This window comes from Pedobacter aquatilis (assembly GCF_030409415.1).
GTDB lineage: Bacteria > Bacteroidota > Bacteroidia > Sphingobacteriales > Sphingobacteriaceae > Pedobacter > Pedobacter aquatilis.
On the sequence record NZ_JAUFPW010000012.1, the window covers coordinates 306,891 to 324,050 of the forward strand.

A 17,160-nucleotide genomic window follows, 5' to 3' on the forward strand; every position below is an offset into this window, starting at 1 on the left:
GATCTATTGCCCAAAGTTCCACTATGGACAAATTACTTTTGCACTACTAGATACAAAAGGAACCTGCGTTTTAACGGGCGTATTGGCGGTCATCCTAAAAAGGCGCATTGGACTTTCGCAGCCGAAGAAAATCGGTATGTACCGGTATATCGAATTGTAGCAATGTTGACCAGAAGAATTTTAGGAAAGGCAATGAATTCCCAGACTTTTCTCAAAGGCTATTTTCCCGGTCCACAAATTTAACCTTTGAAGTTGCCTTCAATACCTTTGGATACAGGGAGATTAACTCCTGGTTTTTATTCAACCTGTATTCAATTTCCTCCCTATTCCACCACTCAGTCCAGATGCCCTTTTTCTTAAGATCCTCCAGCTTTGCCGTAAGCGGTTCCGTGATCTGGGTGCTCACGGCGAGGAAGTACCCCTTTGCATCATGTGTTTCCACCGTATCCCTGATGTCCTGGACTTTTGATTTGCTTACGGAGCTGCCGCTTGCTTTGCACTGTCCGACCACCATAATCGCAGCGTTGATGTCGGTTTGCCGGGTACTGGCCTCTGAGCCTGTAATCCGCCACTCAATAATCAAATCCCTTCCCCGATCGCCCTGGTTAATCGGTGCCGGAATCCTGATATTGACAACATTTGGCTCCCGCTCCAGTAAGGCCTTCACCATCTTTTCGAACTGCTCCGGACAGGGGTTTTCAGCCCAGTCGAAAACAGGTATCGGAAAAAGTACCTCTGATTCTGCATTGTGGCGCGTGCGAAGCTTTTCCCTATGTTTTTTAAACTCATGTATACCGCAAAGCCTCCCAAGTGCAATGATATAGCTTCCATAGCTCGTGATAATCATATTCTCGAGGGGAAAGAGCCTTGGAAGGGTTTTGACTTTTTTACCCGAGAGCTTTTCGATGATTTTCTTAAATTCCACACTGGCTTTCGAGCTGATATAATTGGCCAGCTCCCCGTCCTTGATTAAAGTGCCACTTATCCCTTTCACAGTTTTGTAGGACCGCTTGGAATTGTCTTTGTACGATTTGAAAAACCTGGCCATTTCCCTGGATTTGATGATGGTCACCTCATGGTCAATGTCGTAAATGTAATGCCAGTTCGGTCGCGACCGGTTTCCATAATTGGAGATCGATGGCGGTTTGAATATATTATTGATCGCGTCTTCCATTTCGGAAGGTAGGTTATACTCCCGGTGATTATCAATCCCTTCGCGTTTGAGGCATTCTGCACAGGGACAGCTGGCATAGTGCCAGAACCAATTCCTCCAGGCGCCCATCAGGTAGCACAACATCGAAATCTTATCCTGCTTGTCCTGTTCAGATGCAGCACCTAGATAACCTGGTGTTTGCAAGGGGACAATATAGCGCCCACCTACCTCATTGTCGCAAACTGCATGGGGAATATCAAAAAGCTGGCACGAGATTCCATCCCCGAGGATGCGGATGAAAGCCGCAAACATCAGGCTGATGATCACGTGAACATCAGTCCGGTCCCCATGGTGAACAACATCATAGGTTCTCACCATAAAGTAGAAGGAGAGATTTTTTTCCTCTAAGCGGATCACCGCATTCAAACCGGTAGCCTCATCCGTTCGGATGCTGAAGGCGTTTTCGTCTTTTATGCTGTACGAAAGACCGAAGGCATAACAGGCATCAGTCAAGAATTCTTCTATCGTCTTTTTCTTTTCAGGCATGGGCACTCTGGGGGAATGGTTATACCCCTAAATATATAAAATTTACGGGCATAAACCTCGATTGAGAATCAAAGCGGAAGTTTGAAATCGTTCGAGTCATCCGCAGTCCCTTATTTCATCAGATCGCGAATCGCCTGCAGGTCAAAATCAAGTTTAGCCCCTTCAGGCAGTTTTGCATTTTGCTCATCCATCAATGCCTGTATTTTGGTAAGGTAATCTTCCACTCGCCTGCGCGTACCGGAATTAAAATCAAGGAAATGCTGGTGTTGCAGCTGGGTAAGTTTAGAAGTGAGCTGGAATATGCGTTTGAATAAGGACATAAATGCAATGCTCATCTTGCCATCTTGCTCACCATCAAGGGCGTTCACCGTCTTGTGCCAGGCCTTGAAGTCCTTGTCGATATGTCCGCCGACCTTATTGCGGATGTCCATCACGGTGGTCTTAATTTTAAATCTCCTGACAAATTCCCTTTCCTCTAGGTTAACCTGATCAAATTCAGGTACCAAGTCCGGATAGTGCTCACAGATAAGCTTTCTCAAAAACTGCTTATGGCCGCTGTAAGTTTGGTGCGCCTCATAGATGCAAAGGTTCAGCTGGCGATTGAAGAACAGGTGCTGGAGCTTGATCTTGCAGAGGTACATCTGGAAATAATAAGGGATAAGTCCGCGGATGCAATCACAAAAAGCGCCTGGAGCTGGTACAGCGTCTTCACGATCGAAAAATCCTGGCCGGTATTGGCAACTTTCTCCATCAGTTCATATCTGTCTATTTCCAGGACCCATCCGTGGATCTGGTCCAATTGCACGGCATAGCCCTCACAGAACTCCAGGCTGGATTCATATAGCGTTTTGCCGGTTTGGATAATCACTTGCGCGTCCATATCATCAACTTAAATATTCCATGCTATCCTACAGGCACGATCTGGGTTTTACCTCCCAAGGCCACTGGCGCTTTACTGGACAATATCTTATAGACCTCTTGGCCCGACATTCTGGTGTTTTTTTCCGTGCGGCCTTTACTGCCATGGTACAGGTCCACTTCAATGCCATAGGCAAGCTTGATGTGCGGAACAATGGTATCCCGAAGGATGGTCTTTGCCTTCAGCAAAGTGTTATCCTTTCGGTCAATGAGGACCACTTTTTTGCCTGCCTCAATACGCAGCCCATACCGGTCCATCGCCAGGATCTCGGCATGGTCAGTGCAGTCCCAATGTATATTGGCAGTGGCTTTTTTCTGGCGAGGTTTCTTTTCGACCGTGTTTTCCTCCTGCACATAAGGATAATGGCCCAAATCAATTTGCGGCAAGCCGGTGACCACATCCCATCGCTCTACCAGTTGGTGCAAGCGCGGTACGCCCGTGCCAACATTTGCCCCGGTCGGACTGTGAAGTCGTTTGCAGTTGATTTTCAGTGCAGCCGCCCGTTGCTCTATCTTGCGCATCTCCACCGAAAAAATTGATCTGCTTTTGCCTGATAGTAAGGTGAAAAAGACCTGCTTGGGTTTTTTGCGTCCTAAGAAAGCCTCAATCTCAGAAGTATTCCAGACGATCTCATCGAAGTGTTCCAGATCCGTATCCAGCACAGAATAAATTCTCCGGCGGTGCTCCGGACTTGCCCAATCTGCATCCTCAATATTAAGAATCAGGTCCGTAAAACCGATTTTGTGGCGTTTACAAAAACTAACCATCGCCTGTTGGTCATCCCGGGCATAGCTGTAGGGCCTACCCTCAAAGAAAATACTCACTGCGTCCCAAAAGTAGGCACTTCGGCCATAGAAGTAGGCGGCATTAACCAAATCGGGACGGTCCCATAACGGATTAAATGTCCCAATGAACAGATAGTCGATTTCCCAGTCCGGAAAAAGCTGGCCATCAATATGTAAACCAAGGTATCGGTGGGGGCAGGGCATAGCGTCATTTTTGGATTTACTTAATTATAGTAAAATAATTCAGAAGAAAAAAATCTTTTTCAAAATAGCCATTCGCTTCCCCAACCTATAAATCACGGCCCACATTTCGATGAAGTAAGGCTTCAGACCATTCCTAGGGCGGATCTCCACTGGTTTAACAATTGTTCCAGATTCCAGGAGGCGTTGGCTGGGCTGGTGCTCGGCAAGGTCACATACCTGATGTTTGCCCTGCGCTTAAAATATTTGTCATACAGTACCTGCGCTTTATTTCCGTTAAAAGCAATGAGCGAAATACTGGATTGCCGGTCCATAAAGCTTTCCAGGTCATTCACCTGTTCCTCCCGAATCGCACTATCCAAACTGCCTTTGCGCTCAGAACTGTGCACCACGTCCCAAAGCCCGATGCCCAGAGCAAATAGTGCACTTTTCTTAGACGCATAATCCGTTAATTCCGCCCGCAGGCTTAAGCCCGCGACCACTTTCCAGAAGCGGTTGCGCGCATGTCCATAATATTCCATTTTTCGTAGAGACTCATCACCGGGCAAGGTGCCCAGTATCAAAATCTGAATCCGCTCATCAAAGAGTGGCGCAAAGGAAGCTTTGACCACTGAAGTCGGCACAGGCAAATGGGATGTTTCAATCTTTGGTTTAGCGGATACCTTTCTGCGGAGATTGATCGACACGGCCTCACTAACAACATCGATTAGCATCGGCTTTACGGACCGGTTAACCGTGAACATAAGCGGATAATTCCTGACCCTTGCACAAATTTGGGCAACTGAAATGACAGTGCCGTCTGCTTTTCGGTACCATTTATTAGCGTTTAATGCTTCGCTGATCTTGCCGGCCTCCATAGGCTGCCCGGCCTGCCGTATAAGTTTCTCAATGGCTTCGTGTAATTTCATCCGTAAATTTTTTATGGTTTAGCGCAGCTAAAAAATAATGCGCCAAATACCCAAACCGCGTCTGGTCCGCTTGCCATCGAATACACTCAAAGTTACTGCGTATCACCTGAGCTTTTATCCCTTCATCTGTTAATAATGACGATTCCTTAGATCCAGTTCCAGCTGAAATCTTGGGTTAAAGCCAAAGGATGGAATAGCTACCGTATCATTTGGCTCATTTGATCCCTGCCGGCTAGTGGATAGGGGCCGAGGTTGGATAAATTCCATGACCCGGTTTTCATCCTCCATTTTCAACCATTCCCCGTCTATTCTCAAAGCAGAGCGAGGCGCTTTTGTAAGCGCGTAATCCGGCGGTAAACCTGAAGCCTCCAAAATCAATTCGTCATCAAGACCCGAAAAAATACAAGCCAGATCAGAAAGCGGGAAAGCATGTTTAAAATGGAGTTGGCTATACCTGACCTTATCACTCAGGTCCTTACCTGAGGCGTCTGGGAAAAGGTCTTTCATCTTTTGGGCACCCACCACGGTGCAACCTGGGCCTTTAGATCTTGGGTGTTTTTTTCGTACATAGTTGTACATCAGGTACATCGGAATGTAACCCCTTTTTTTTGCATAGTCCAACAGGATATTCACCTGTGAATCCGCCTTGGGACCTTTGCCCACCATGTGCTTGAACTGCGGATAGGTACCGTCATCCAGGTGGGTTCCCTTTTTAACATCTCCCAGGTTATGGTAGATGATCTTGGCCTGCAGCGCATAAGTGTAGACCTCGCTTTTGCTCGATAGGATGCGCAGTAGCAAGTCGTGGCCATTCGCCTTCTCGTTTCTAGACTCAAAAAGGGTGTATCCAATATGGCCAAATCGATGTTTGAGCAGCCGGAGCTCATAAACGATATTTTGGGTAACCGTAGTCTCCATGATCCGAAGACCAGGGGTTTCCCTGGTAAAGCCAATACGTGCCCAGGTATCCTGTTCGACTGCCCTCAGCAGCTCACACGGCCCCACAGCTTCGAGGCCCCTTAGGTAGTGTTCAATACTCATGATCTAGGCGATTTGATTTTCATTATTCCAATTGCGAAATCCTAACGGCAAAAAAATATCAACCCATTATAAAACCCATACTCACCGATACAATCGCTTCGCTAATATAAACTGTCGAGCTTAGGAAAACAACACCTAAAATTCGGGTACAGGAGCAGGCCATTAAGCGGAGAACAGTGTTTTTCGCAATAATCCCAAGAGGAAAAGCTGGCAGCAGCATCAGGCTCCGGACCATTTTGCCGAAACTGAACTTTTTTCTAACTTGCTGGAAACTTAACGTATGCTCAACATTATCGATATTAATACCAGTGCCGCCAACCTCGGTCTTGTTGAAACCCTCAAAGCGGACCTGCGCTCCAGGCTTTCACCAACCGTTAATAAGGGCACAGTGGTCATCATCAGTAAATTCCCGGCAGTGGGCAACATGCTCTCCGGTGTCGACTACCTCATACTGCTCAGCATTCCCAAAGCCACCGGCAATTATTTGAGCGTAAAAATAAATAAGACCCATAAATACATACACAATGCAGTCCTGCTGATCAAAACCCTGCAGGATGACCACATCGACGCAGCCGATGACGCCGCCTTATATGCACCGGATTCAGAGTTCGACTATAACGAGACACTCAGCCAAAATGCATACGATTTACGGGACTTTTGTTTACCAAAGGAGGACATCTGGCCTGTAGCCATTTATCAGGTGACAGCAGCCAATGCACCCAGTTTCTTCAACAGCAAACTTTTGCTCAACCATCCGCTGACCGCCAAATATCTGGTTTGGGCAATGGCCCACCAAGCCCATGAAAAGACGCCAGCTTATGGCCTGAACTCCTTTAGCCGGGACAGCGAAGCACTACAGAGCGAGGGAAACCTTATTGATTTTTGCAAGAACCTGTTGGATCGCGCCAATTCAGGCGTAAATTATGGGATACTGACCAAGAAGAAGATCGACCAGCTAAACAGGACGAACAAGGTTACCGACGAAATCCTGAATAACCTAGGCACGTCCCTCTCGATCATCAGTGGAAAAGCGGGTACCGGTAAAACCCTCGCGCTCACCCGTGTCTTAAGCAAGTACCAACAAGAGCGGCACAATGTCAGGTTTTTGACCTATAATAACCTGCTGGTTTTCGATATCCGCCAATTGCTGCGCAACTTCCCCGGCTCGGACACCAAACTATCGGCGATGAGCGTGCACTCCTTTTTCTACAAACAGTCCCACACCCTGGGCATCCCTTTACTCTTGGGCCAGGACCGTGTGGAACAATTGTTGCAAGTCTGTGAACAGCGTATTTCAAAACTGGTACCTGCATACCAGTCCCTACTTGATTCGAAACATCAGGGCATTGACCAGCTTTTACAAGCCGCTGGCGCGCTGCGCCTGCCAAAATCTGATTATGAAGAACTCGGACTCTTTGCCAGGTTTGCCAGGGGAAAAGGCTGGCCGGGATTCGCAGAAATTCAGAAACATTACCTGGAGTTCAAGCGGAGCATACTCGAAAAGAACATTGGACGGGAAATATTCTTGCAGGATTATTACAAGGTACTCGAACTGCTGTACCTGGCCGTCACCAATACAGAGAAGTTTTACCGGGATATGGGCATCAAAAACCGCTACGACCTGCTGTCGAGCTTGTATGATACCGACAAGTACACCCATCCCGCAGAAGTGGAAGCCAAAACGGAAGATCCAGGCGAGACACCAACCATACCGCTTGGCAATTTGCTCCAGCGCGTGAATAAGGTAGAGCGTCAGGTTGGCTGGGCAAAGCTGATGCTGGTCGACGAGAGCCAGGATTTCCACCTGTACGAAAAAGAATTACTGTTTGCACTTCGAAGGCCCGAAAACATGGCGATCTCCACAGGCGGAAAGGAGCAGCTCATCCGCCACAACAAACTGCTTGACTGGAGCCTTTCGATGAACAGAAAGATACCCCACCAACGCTTCCCGCTCCGCAACCGGACCTTCCGCCAAAAGGCCAATATCGTTTCCCTGGTCAATGCCCTGGGCGCTCACTTTGGAATACCCCTCTCACTGGAAAGCGTAGATGAAAGCCAGGGACTCGGAAAGATCATTATCGACACCAGGCCCAAGACATCCTTTATTGCAGCGGAGATCGCGCTAGAGCTCCGGGACAATGGCCGCATCAACGGCTGCTCGGCTTATGAGAGCCTGATGTTCCTGGTGCCCTCCAGGGGATACACCGACAAACACCAGGATGAGGGATTTTCCATCAGCGAAAATGACGTGGTGTCTAGCGTCCAGCAAAGCACTTCCAGGAAATTTAAGTACAGGAATGAATTGCTTGCCCTGGATATCCTGAGCTGGGACGGTGTATCGGAAAACAAAGGTGCCCTGAAAATCCCACAGCAGACCGAAACCAGGGTAATACATTACGAATCCTGCAGGGGCCTGGAGGCCTGGTCATGTGCACTGCTGTCCCTGGATTCCTATTTCAACCATAAAAGGGAAGCCGAAGAAGCCGCCAAGCACCTGGCTGATGATCTGTTTTTATCTGAAGATGAGCGTAAGGATAAATATGCGGCCATTTGGTGTCTGATGGCTTTTACCCGGCCAATGGACACTTTGTACATCCAACTCGATTCACCGATCTCCAGGTTTTCCAGACTGCTGCTTGGACTGGCCGCCGGTGCGCCGGGAATAACCGTGCTGGAATAGGCCAGAAAAAATTTCCAAGATTTAAAATTTTGACTAATTTAAGCCCGTCAAAAATTAAAACTCTCTATACATGCGTTTACAAAACTGGTTCATTTCCAACCTGGATGACTCCCAAAGACAAATTATTGTCCAGGATCCCAATAAAAACCTAATCGTCCAGGGCTCCGCAGGCAGCGGCAAAACCAACCTGGCCATCCACCGTGCACAACAGGCATCGACCTTTGGTTCCTATGTGATTTTGGTGTACACCATCGCACTGAAGAAAATGGTCCAATATGGCCTTAAAAAACTTCACCTGGACAAAGACCGCGTCGTGTACGAGTGGTCATGGGACCACCGGGGCATCGAGGTCTCCGGAGATGTATTTTGCCTCAAAGGAAGCAACAGTTATGGTTTGGAAGAAGACCTGCTCATTGTCTTTGATACCGAGCTGGCCACCAAGCGATACTTTCTGTCCATTAGCATTTACCAGCAAGCGACCGACCAAGGCCGCTTTAAAGGGCGTAGAGTAGAGAAAATAGCCGAACCACTGGAAATCAGTATAGACTTCGGCGACTGGGTGGAAAACCGTTTCTATTATACGTTCCTGAGGCGGTCCAGGTGGTTTAGAGAAGTGCAGTTGCCGGAACTGGATTTCCAGCCCACCGGTGATAGCTTCGTATTCATCCCAACCGCTTTCATTTTCAAAAAGAAGGCTCCTGTCGATTACATGATCATCGACGAGGCACAGGATTTCTCCATTTCGGATTTCCAAGGGAAATTCCTGCCCGATGTAAACAAGAGCCTCACTCTGTTTGGCGATACCCAGCAAAAGATTTATCCCAATCGCGGGGTTTCCCTGGATGACCTGCAGGCTACCCTCCAATATCCCAGATACCTATTGTCCTTTAACTACCGATTGCCTAAAGCCATTGCCAAGGTTGCCCAAATGATCTCCAATCCTCCCCAGGACCTGATGAGCAACAACCGGAAAAACCAGGGCAACAGTGACTACCCCAATTTTGATAAACCGGTAATTAGAAAGTTTGACAGCAGGGAAAGAGAGCTCGACTACATCCTGGCCACCATCGATATGGAAGGTCTGGACGATATTGCGATATTGCTGCCGGAAAACGACGATGTGATCTTCGTTCACAAATATCTGGAGCGAAAAAATATCGGCGCCCAGGTACGCTATAACCAAGACATACCGGAAAACAGGATGTCGGGAACCTATCCGTTCTTCAGGACTGTCGATACCCTACAGTTTGAAAACAACGATCTGCCCTGCCTATTGACCTATCACAGCTCAAAAGGAACCGAATTCGAGAACGTATTTGTCCCATTTGCTAACCAGGACGAGGTCAAATCCCGCAGTGCGTTCTTTGTCGCGGTCTCCCGGGCCAGTGGCAGGGTATTCATCACCTATTCCAACCGCAAAACAGAATTTTTGAAGGACGTGGATCCAAATCATATTAACCAGGGATAAAAATGACTGACCAAGAAAAAATGGAATATTGGCTACCGATCTCCCTGTGGAATTTAAATGAGCTTTTTACCACAGAGAGTATAGCTCCCTATGCCCTTTATCAACTTCGTGGTTTTGGAAACCCATCATCGCGGCAGAAGGAACCCAGCGAGCAGGAGTATTACCTTACCCTGTATAGACAGGCACCCTCAAGTGGTCCGGCACTGAAAATTCATCCAAGCCGCCTTGATCCCCAGATGCTTGAAAATGCAGACGGCTACAGTCGCTATTTCCAAACGATCTACCTCAAAAGGGGATATGTTGCCTTTTACTTCGATAACGAGGAACAGGTTCAAATGCTCCACGTAAATTCAAGGATGTTGTTGGAAGTCAAAGCGATAGAAAAATACCGCTTCAAGGGGGCGTTGAGTTTCGAACCCTTTCAGGTCTATCCGCAAAAAATGATCCGGACCGAATCCCTGAGGGCTAGTGGCAGCAACAATCCCCCTTCCGATCTATGGCGAGGGCCGGGTTTTGATCGTGCCCTTAACCAGATCAAGGGACTTATTTTCAGCCTGTACCGTGGGATTCTTTCCCAGCCTGGCCCTAAGGCTATGGAATTGGAAAACCTATTGCGGAACTGGCGAAATGCAATTGGGACCGCAAGGACCAATATCGCAATGAGCAGCAGCTACAACGCAGACTGGGCAATGCCGATCAACGAGCTTGGGGCGGGAATAAGGGAACTTTACCTTGGCGACAGCAGCGGTAAGCTTGAAACCTTGGATATCTTGAAACTCCGCATGGCGGAAATCGACAAATTATACCTGCAAAAAGCTCAGGAACTGGAGCGCCAGCATGCCCCCGTCTACCAACAGGCCTACCAGGACTGTATCGCGGAGGTTGAACAGGCTCGGCGGAATTTAGTTTCCTTTGAAGATTCAGCCGGCATCAGCGAACTCAAAATTGAACTCCGGGAGATCAAGGATGCAGAAAAGCAGAACGGCCGTGCGAAAGGAAAAACCCGAAGCTATTTTCCAAAATCCAGTTGGGAGGGCCGGCGGAAGATCGCGCTGAATGAAAGCATTGCCTCTTTTTCCCAGGACCTCGGATACACCAGCCTTAAGTCCAGGCTAGCCGGCCTGGAAGAGCAGCTGAAAGGATTCAGCTTTGGTGGCAGCGAATTTGATTCCACCATCGATGATCAGTTTAGCCGCGTCGCAGGTGTAGTCAGTGACCTTTTGGACCATACCAAAGACCGCGCACAAGCTAAGCGGAGACTAAACCGCTCCCCCAGCTTATCGGGCTTAAAAGTGAATATCGGATTACTCATTTCCTACCAGGCCAGCAACCTGCTGGAGAAAGCAGTAGTGCCAAAATTTATCGAACAACTGCCTGGCGATTTGCATTTGGGTTCAACTGACCAAAAACTTTTGCAATTTGCCCTAAATGCCGCTTTAGCCACCGCCCAGCAGAACCAGGGGCATATCTCTAACGCCCAGGTCCAGCATTTTACCGAAGTACTGGGCATGAGCCTATTGGCAGAAAGTAAGGTCAGCGGCGAAAACTTCAGTGCTGAACTCGAATATCTGCGGGATTACCTCAAATACAAAAACGGAAAGGTGGACCGGTTCGATTTTCCCTCCGAGGGACTGCTGCTGCGAAACATCTTCACCTTTATGTTGCGACCAAGCGGGTTTGAATCCCAGGAAAAGCTCACCAGTGAAAGGAATATCTCGCCCGGTTACTATGCGAGCGTGCTTTGGGCCAGCATCAGGGGATTCGCTGACCTGCCCAAGACCTTTACCGAAGTGGTATACAACAGCGACCAGGACGAACATTTTTCGTCGCTCGACAGTGCGCTGGAAGTGTCGACGGGAATAAGCTAAAAGTCTATGGCCTTAAAGCATTTCAACACCAATGGTCCGAAGTACTCGCATAAAATACTCACACAAAAATATTAAGTCCCCGAACAAAGTGCTGGCCAAAGGGCCCAATGCCGGCGCTGAAGTTTTCATCCACAGGGAGATAGCTGAAATGTGGAAAATTTTGCCCGGCAAAATCTTTCAAAAATGATTAGCTTGTGGGCAAGCGGCTTCCGCATTTAATTGTTTTTTCAATGTTTTATTTGCCTACCACCTAGGGAAGGTAAGACCTTGTTTACTATATTTGCAGCCCGATTTACAAGACCCAGGACCGATCATGCAGGAAACCATCTATTTCGATAACAATGCCACTACGCCTCTCGACGGGCGGGTATTGGCCGAGATGATGCCTTATTTGACCGGGCTCTATGGGAATGCGGCCAGCACCCATATTCTGGGAAGAAAGTCCAGGCGCGCGGAAGAAAAAGCAAGGGAGCAGGTCGGAGAACTACTCAACTCGAACCCAGAGGATATTTACTTTACCGCTGGCGCTACCGAATCTATAAATATCGCACTGCGCGGCAGCCTGTCCCGGTCGGCACATCCAGCGCCACACATCATTACCGTTGAAACGGAACACCCTGCAGTCATGGATACCTGCAGGTTTTTAGAGCGAAGTGGCGTGGAGGTGAGTTATTTGCCGGTTGATGGAAATGGACTGATCGAGTTGGCGCAGCTTAAAGGCCACTTCAGGGCGGGCACTTATATGGTATGCGTGATGTGGGCCAATAACGAAACTGGCGTTATCCAGCCGATTGCGGAGATTGCGGCAATTGCCCATGAACATGGCGCGATTTTCATGACGGATGCCACCCAAGCGGTAGGAAGGATGGAAATTGATGTAATCGAGAACGATATCGATATCCTGGCCCTATCAGCCCATAAGTTTTATGGACCTAAGGGAATAGGGGCCCTGTATCTTCGTCCCGGACTTAAACTATCCCCGCTGGTATACGGAGGTGGGCAGGAGCGGGGACTGCGAAGCGGGACGCTGAACATACCGGGCATCGTTGGTATCGGTGCCGCTGCGGCCTTGGCGCAGGCCAGCCTGGAAATTGATGAAAGGCATATTGCCCCATTGAAGGAGAAACTGGAATCCGGAATTTTAGCCTTAAGGGGTACCCGGGTTAACGGACAGGGAGCGGAGCGGCTTTACAATACCACGAACATCTGTTTTGAAGGTTTTGACAATGAAGCGCTGCTGCTCAACCTAGCCAATATTTGCCTGTCCAACGGTTCCGCCTGCCATTCGATGGTGATGGAGCCTTCACATGTGCTCAAGGCCATGGGCCTAAGCCAAGAAGATGCCAACGCTTCTCTGCGTTTTAGCCTTGGCCGCAACAATACGATGCAAGAGGTGGATAGGGCAATAATCGAAATTACAGCAACCTTGGAAAACTTGAAAAAAGCTTTTCAGGATAATTAATAACAAGAATTAACGGCCTAAAGGCCATAACCATATCAATACATGAAGTTCTCCTTTTCAGGACATGAAACCTTTGCCTGCAAAAACTACTGGCTAAAAAAGGGCCTAGATTACATCAGGCAGACCGGCAAAAGCTTCGGCGATGATAACGCCGTGGTGGCGCTTGGCGTGGGCAAAAACATGGTCAACTCCATCCGGTTTTGGTTGAGGGCCTTCAGTTTGATCGACGAGGCGGAAAAGCCGACGGAATTTGCTGATTTCATTTTTGGACAGGACGGTACCGACCTTTATCTGGAAGATACGATCAGCCTTTGGCTGCTTCATTACCAGTTGATTAAAGGCCAGAAAGCATCGATATACAGCCTGGTTTTCGATCATTTCCGTCGGGAGCGGCAAGACTTTACCAAGGCGCACCTCAAAAGGTTCCTGCAACGCAAGATCCAGGAAAATAAGGAAAACTTTAGCGAGAATACTTTGGATAGCGATATCAAGACCTTCTTAAACAATTACCTATCGGCAAATCCACTCGATATTGAGGAGGGATACATCAATGTGCTTCAGGAGCTAGGCCTGATCAGCCACTTTACCCAGCTCGATGACCATAACCACAAAATCGACTGGTACCGTTTCGATTCCAGTCCAAAAATGGACCTGCCCATTGAAGCTATGCTTTTTATTGTCATGGATAACCCCGATTATGGAAACAGCATCAGTCTTTCGGCATTGGCCAATGATGAGGGCAGCCTGGGAAGCGTATTCCTGCTCACCGAGATCGCGCTTCGGGATAAACTCAGCCGCATCGATAAAGCCTATGGGGTATTTAGTGAAACAGCGGGGAATCCTGTCCTCCAATTGAAAGAGGAAGGGAACAAGTGGGAAATTTTAAAAAGATATTATGAAGGCAGCAGCGCAGCAGTATAGTTATTCACCATCGGTTAACATCATTCGTGATAAAGGCAAAAAACTGCGTTATATTAATACCTATAACGGCCAGCGCGCCTTTGAACAGATCATCAACCTGGCACCGGCCGGTGCCAGGGCTTTTACCCTGATTGGTGCCTACGGATCTGGTAAATCATCATTTCTGTGGGCTTTAGCCGAAACCGCATCCGGGGCTGCTCACTTTGAAAACTACCATTACCTGCTTCAGGGTTATAAAAATACTGCATTTTTAGATCTGGTCGGTGATTTTAGTTCCATAACTAACTCCTTTGCCCAAAGCTTAAACTGTGAAGTTAAAGAAGTACTGAGCGCCCTTATCGCCAAGGCAGATGGGCTTAAGAAAAAAAATACGGCCCTGGTTATACGCATTGATGAGTTCGGGAAATTCCTGGAGTTTGCCGCCAAAACCAGTCCTGAGCGTGAATTTTATTTTCTGCAGCAGCTAGCTGAAGTCGCTAACGATCAACAAAGGAACATCATATTACTGACTACCCTGCATCAGGATTTTGCTGCCTATGCTTACCATTTGAGCGAAAGACAAAGAAACGAATGGTTAAAGGTAAAGGGACGTTTCAAGGAAATTACCTTTAACGAGCCTGCAGAGCAGCTGCTCATTTTGGCGGCTAACCGAATGGCTGTGATAGATTTTCCGGTAGAGACATCCATGTTGGAGGATTTGCTGGAAACCGTGCAGGAAGCAAACGCATTTCCCTTGAGCGACTACTTCAACATAGAAGTCGCCGGGAAGCTTAGCCCCATCGAAATACTTGCGGGGAGTGTGCTTACCCTTTCCCTGCAGCGTTATGCCCAAAACGAGCGTTCGCTATTCTCTTTTATCGAGAGCCATGATTTCCGGGGTCTGGAAAGCTTTATAGCCAGTCCCGATGCGGTACTCTACAACCTGGTCCATGTACACGATTACCTCATTTACCACTATTATAACCAGCTGACCACAAAAGAAAATGTGGATTACCGCGCATGGCGGCTGATCAGGGAAAACCTGGAAAGCATTGAAGGGCATTTGGACGGCATCCAGTTAAAAGAGGCTAGCCAGCTCATCAAGATAATTGGCCTGTTAAACCTCTTTGGCAAGGGCTCGATCAACATTGACGATAAATTCTTAGTGGGTTATGGCCAAATCGTGCTCGCTCAGCAGCAGACCACTGAAGTCCTCAGGATTTTAAGCCAAAAGAAACTGATCCGTTTCCGCGAGCACAGCAACAAATACGTGCTTTTCGAAGGTACTGACGTCGACATCGAATACGCCATCGATGAGGCAGGGAACCTCATTGGCCATGTAGCCAATGTAAGCACCTTGCTCAACCAATATTTCACTTTCCCGGTCATGGCGGCCAAAAAGTTCCAGATCGATTATGGTACGCCGCGTTACTTTGAAATTATCGTCAGCGATGAGCCCATCTCGCAGGTCCCAACAGGGGAACGGGACGGTTTCATTAACCTGATATTTTCGGGCGCGATAGGAAGGGACGAGGTTAAAAAACACTCCCAGGATAACCAGGAGGCGATTCTTTACGTCTATTTTAACAATACCCAGCGGATCCGTGAGGAAATCACCCAGATTGAAAAAGTAAAGCAGGCCCGTTCCAAATATAACGATGACCGAAATGCCCGTCATGAATTTGACCAGATCATCGGCCACCACCAAAACATACTGCGCTACCTGGTGCTGGATAGTTTCTACACCGCAGATAAAGCGTATGTATCATTTTACTTTAGGGGAGCGGAAGTCACCAAAATACGCAACCGCCGTTCATTGAACCATTTCCTGAGCGAAATTGCCGAAACCGTTTATTCATCAACGCCGCATTTCTTGAGCGAGATGCTGAACAAGTCCAGGGTAAGTACGGCGATGCTCTCGGCAAGGAAGAACCTGATCAACAAACTGATTGAAAATACGAGTGAAAAGGACCTGGGCTTTAGTCCAAAACTATACCCGCCAGAGAAAACCATTTATTTATCACTCATACAGGATAAGGGTTTTCATAGGGAAATCGACGGCATATGGCAGCTTAGTGAACCCACAGATGAGAGTTTTGCCCCAGTTTGGGCCACTTTCGAGGATTTTTTGAATAATGCCAAACATGCCAGGCTTTCGCTCCAGGAACTGGTCGATAACCTGCTGACAAGGCCGTTGAAGCTCAAACGGGGCCTGGTCGATTTCCTGCTTCCGGTATTTCTACTGGTTAGGCAAAGCGATTTTGCACTCTTCAACCAGGATGGTTTTATTCCGAAAATCAGTGCTGACCTTTTAGACCTGATCGTGAAGAAACCGTCTGATTATGCCATTAAAAGTTTCTCGTCTGCCGGAATCAATTTATCGGTTTTTAACAAGTATAGGGCCCTGCTGAACCAGAAAGAAGAAAGCAGAACCTCGAATAGTGGCTTTATCGAAACAATAAGACCATTTTTAGCTTTTTATGACAGCCTGCCTGAATACTCCCAGCAGACCAACAAAATTTCAAGAGAGGCCATCGCCTTGCGCCATTCTATTGCCGAATCAACCGACCCGGAGAAAACCTTTTTCGAGGATTTTCCAAATGCGATCGGTTATTCACTAAAGGAACTGGATGATGACCAGCAAAAGTTAGAAACCTATTTTAGTGCCTTAAGGGCTGCGATTTCTGATATCAGAAGCAGTTACCAGAACCTAATTGGCAGGTTTGAGGGATTTATCTTAGCGGAAATTGTAGGCGATAAAGACCTGGATTTCGAGCAATGGAAACAAAAAATCCAGAAGCGATTTAAAAATATCAAAGGCTATATCGTGCCTGCGCACTTAAAAGTATTCCTGCAGCGCATCCACTCCAATATCGATGACCGCAATACCTGGTTAAGCTCATTGGCCCATGCAGTCACCGGCTCCCAACTGGAGGAATTCACCGACCAGCAGGAACTGCTGCTGTTTAACAAATTCAAGGAGTGGGTACACGAGCTCGACAATTTCACCGATATGCAGCCTGGCGGAGAAGACACTTCCCTGCAAGACTCCGTACGCGTAGAGATCACCACCTTGGAGAAAGGCGTGCTAAAGCAAGTCTTGAGGGTACCCAAATCCAAAGAGAAGGAAATCGAAAAAGTGCAGAAACGCATGCACAAAGAATTGACCGAGGATAAAAATTTGAATATCTTTATCCTGACTAAAATGTTGAACGAATTGATAAAATAG

General features: G+C 47.8%; 12 protein-coding genes. 6 read left to right on the forward strand and 6 right to left on the reverse strand.

What is annotated here, in order from left to right; translation table 11 throughout:
- Nucleotides 1-211 precede the first annotated feature (211 nt).
- From QWY86_RS05380 to QWY86_RS05405, 6 genes are all read right to left on the reverse strand, one after another.
- Complete coding sequence (locus QWY86_RS05380) at nt 212-1,699, reverse strand: restriction endonuclease (protein WP_290239553.1); 1,488 nt, start codon at nt 1,697-1,699, stop codon at nt 212-214.
- Between the two features lie 110 nt (nt 1,700-1,809).
- A complete protein-coding gene (locus QWY86_RS05385) occupies nt 1,810-2,340 on the reverse strand; it encodes a hypothetical protein (protein WP_290239554.1) in 531 nt (176 codons plus the stop codon).
- Nucleotides 2,289-2,579 (reverse strand): hypothetical protein, encoded by a 291-nt coding sequence (locus QWY86_RS05390; protein WP_290239555.1) that lies wholly within the window; start codon nt 2,577-2,579, stop codon nt 2,289-2,291. The genes QWY86_RS05385 and QWY86_RS05390 overlap by 52 nt, the downstream gene beginning before the upstream one ends.
- Nucleotides 2,580-2,602: 23 nt before the next feature.
- Nucleotides 2,603-3,607 (reverse strand): hypothetical protein, encoded by a 1,005-nt coding sequence (locus QWY86_RS05395; RefSeq protein ID WP_290239556.1) that lies wholly within the window; start codon nt 3,605-3,607, stop codon nt 2,603-2,605.
- A 122-nt stretch (nt 3,608-3,729) separates the two neighbouring features.
- Nucleotides 3,730-4,512 carry a DNA-deoxyinosine glycosylase gene (locus tag QWY86_RS05400; RefSeq protein WP_290239557.1) on the reverse strand — a complete coding sequence of 261 codons (783 nt, stop codon included), beginning with the start codon at nt 4,510-4,512 and terminating at the stop codon, nt 3,730-3,732.
- Between the two features lie 129 nt (nt 4,513-4,641).
- Nucleotides 4,642-5,553, reverse strand: a complete 912-nt coding sequence (locus QWY86_RS05405; RefSeq protein WP_290239558.1) for a DUF6615 family protein — start codon at nt 5,551-5,553, stop codon at nt 4,642-4,644.
- A 280-nt stretch (nt 5,554-5,833) separates the two neighbouring features.
- On the opposite strand from QWY86_RS05405, the gene QWY86_RS05410 reads away from it, so the two are divergent.
- The 6 genes from QWY86_RS05410 (at nt 5,834) to QWY86_RS05435 (ending at nt 17,160) form a co-directional block, all read left to right on the forward strand.
- Nucleotides 5,834-8,233, forward strand: a complete 2,400-nt coding sequence (locus tag QWY86_RS05410; RefSeq protein ID WP_290239560.1) for a DNA/RNA helicase domain-containing protein — start codon at nt 5,834-5,836, stop codon at nt 8,231-8,233.
- Between the two features lie 70 nt (nt 8,234-8,303).
- Nucleotides 8,304-9,701 carry an ATP-binding domain-containing protein gene (locus QWY86_RS05415; protein WP_290239562.1) on the forward strand — a complete coding sequence of 466 codons (1,398 nt, stop codon included), beginning with the start codon at nt 8,304-8,306 and terminating at the stop codon, nt 9,699-9,701.
- A 2-nt stretch (nt 9,702-9,703) separates the two neighbouring features.
- The gene (locus QWY86_RS05420) at nt 9,704-11,569 is read left to right on the forward strand and encodes a hypothetical protein (RefSeq protein WP_290239565.1); all 1,866 of its coding nucleotides are present in this window, start codon (nt 9,704-9,706) and stop codon (nt 11,567-11,569) included.
- Nucleotides 11,570-11,882: 313 nt separating this feature from the next.
- Complete coding sequence (locus tag QWY86_RS05425; protein ID WP_290239566.1) at nt 11,883-13,031, forward strand: cysteine desulfurase family protein; 1,149 nt, start codon at nt 11,883-11,885, stop codon at nt 13,029-13,031.
- Between the two features lie 42 nt (nt 13,032-13,073).
- Entirely contained in the window at nt 13,074-13,952 is an 879-nt protein-coding gene (locus QWY86_RS05430) for a DUF4007 family protein (protein WP_290239568.1), read from the forward strand.
- Complete coding sequence (locus QWY86_RS05435) at nt 13,927-17,160, forward strand: hypothetical protein (RefSeq protein WP_290239570.1); 3,234 nt, start codon at nt 13,927-13,929, stop codon at nt 17,158-17,160. Before QWY86_RS05430 ends, QWY86_RS05435 begins: the two co-directional genes overlap by 26 nt.

Excerpts from the sequence above, each read along its gene's own strand:
- QWY86_RS05390 (WP_290239555.1), bottom strand. The coding sequence starts at position 2,579 with ATGGACGCGCAAGTGATTATCCAAACCGGCAAAACGCTATATGAATCC.
- QWY86_RS05415 (WP_290239562.1), top strand. The coding sequence starts at position 8,304 with ATGCGTTTACAAAACTGGTTCATTTCCAACCTGGATGACTCCCAAAGA.
- QWY86_RS05420 (WP_290239565.1), top strand. The coding sequence starts at position 9,704 with ATGACTGACCAAGAAAAAATGGAATATTGGCTACCGATCTCCCTGTGG.
- QWY86_RS05425 (WP_290239566.1), top strand. The coding sequence starts at position 11,883 with ATGCAGGAAACCATCTATTTCGATAACAATGCCACTACGCCTCTCGAC.
- QWY86_RS05435 (WP_290239570.1), top strand. The coding sequence starts at position 13,927 with ATGAAGGCAGCAGCGCAGCAGTATAGTTATTCACCATCGGTTAACATC.
- QWY86_RS05385 (WP_290239554.1), bottom strand. The coding sequence starts at position 2,340 with ATGTACCTCTGCAAGATCAAGCTCCAGCACCTGTTCTTCAATCGCCAG.
- QWY86_RS05380 (WP_290239553.1), bottom strand. The coding sequence starts at position 1,699 with ATGCCTGAAAAGAAAAAGACGATAGAAGAATTCTTGACTGATGCCTGT.
- QWY86_RS05400 (WP_290239557.1), bottom strand. The coding sequence starts at position 4,512 with ATGAAATTACACGAAGCCATTGAGAAACTTATACGGCAGGCCGGGCAG.
- QWY86_RS05410 (WP_290239560.1), top strand. The coding sequence starts at position 5,834 with ATGCTCAACATTATCGATATTAATACCAGTGCCGCCAACCTCGGTCTT.
- QWY86_RS05395 (WP_290239556.1), bottom strand. The coding sequence starts at position 3,607 with ATGCCCTGCCCCCACCGATACCTTGGTTTACATATTGATGGCCAGCTT.
- QWY86_RS05405 (WP_290239558.1), bottom strand. The coding sequence starts at position 5,553 with ATGAGTATTGAACACTACCTAAGGGGCCTCGAAGCTGTGGGGCCGTGT.
- QWY86_RS05430 (WP_290239568.1), top strand. The coding sequence starts at position 13,074 with ATGAAGTTCTCCTTTTCAGGACATGAAACCTTTGCCTGCAAAAACTAC.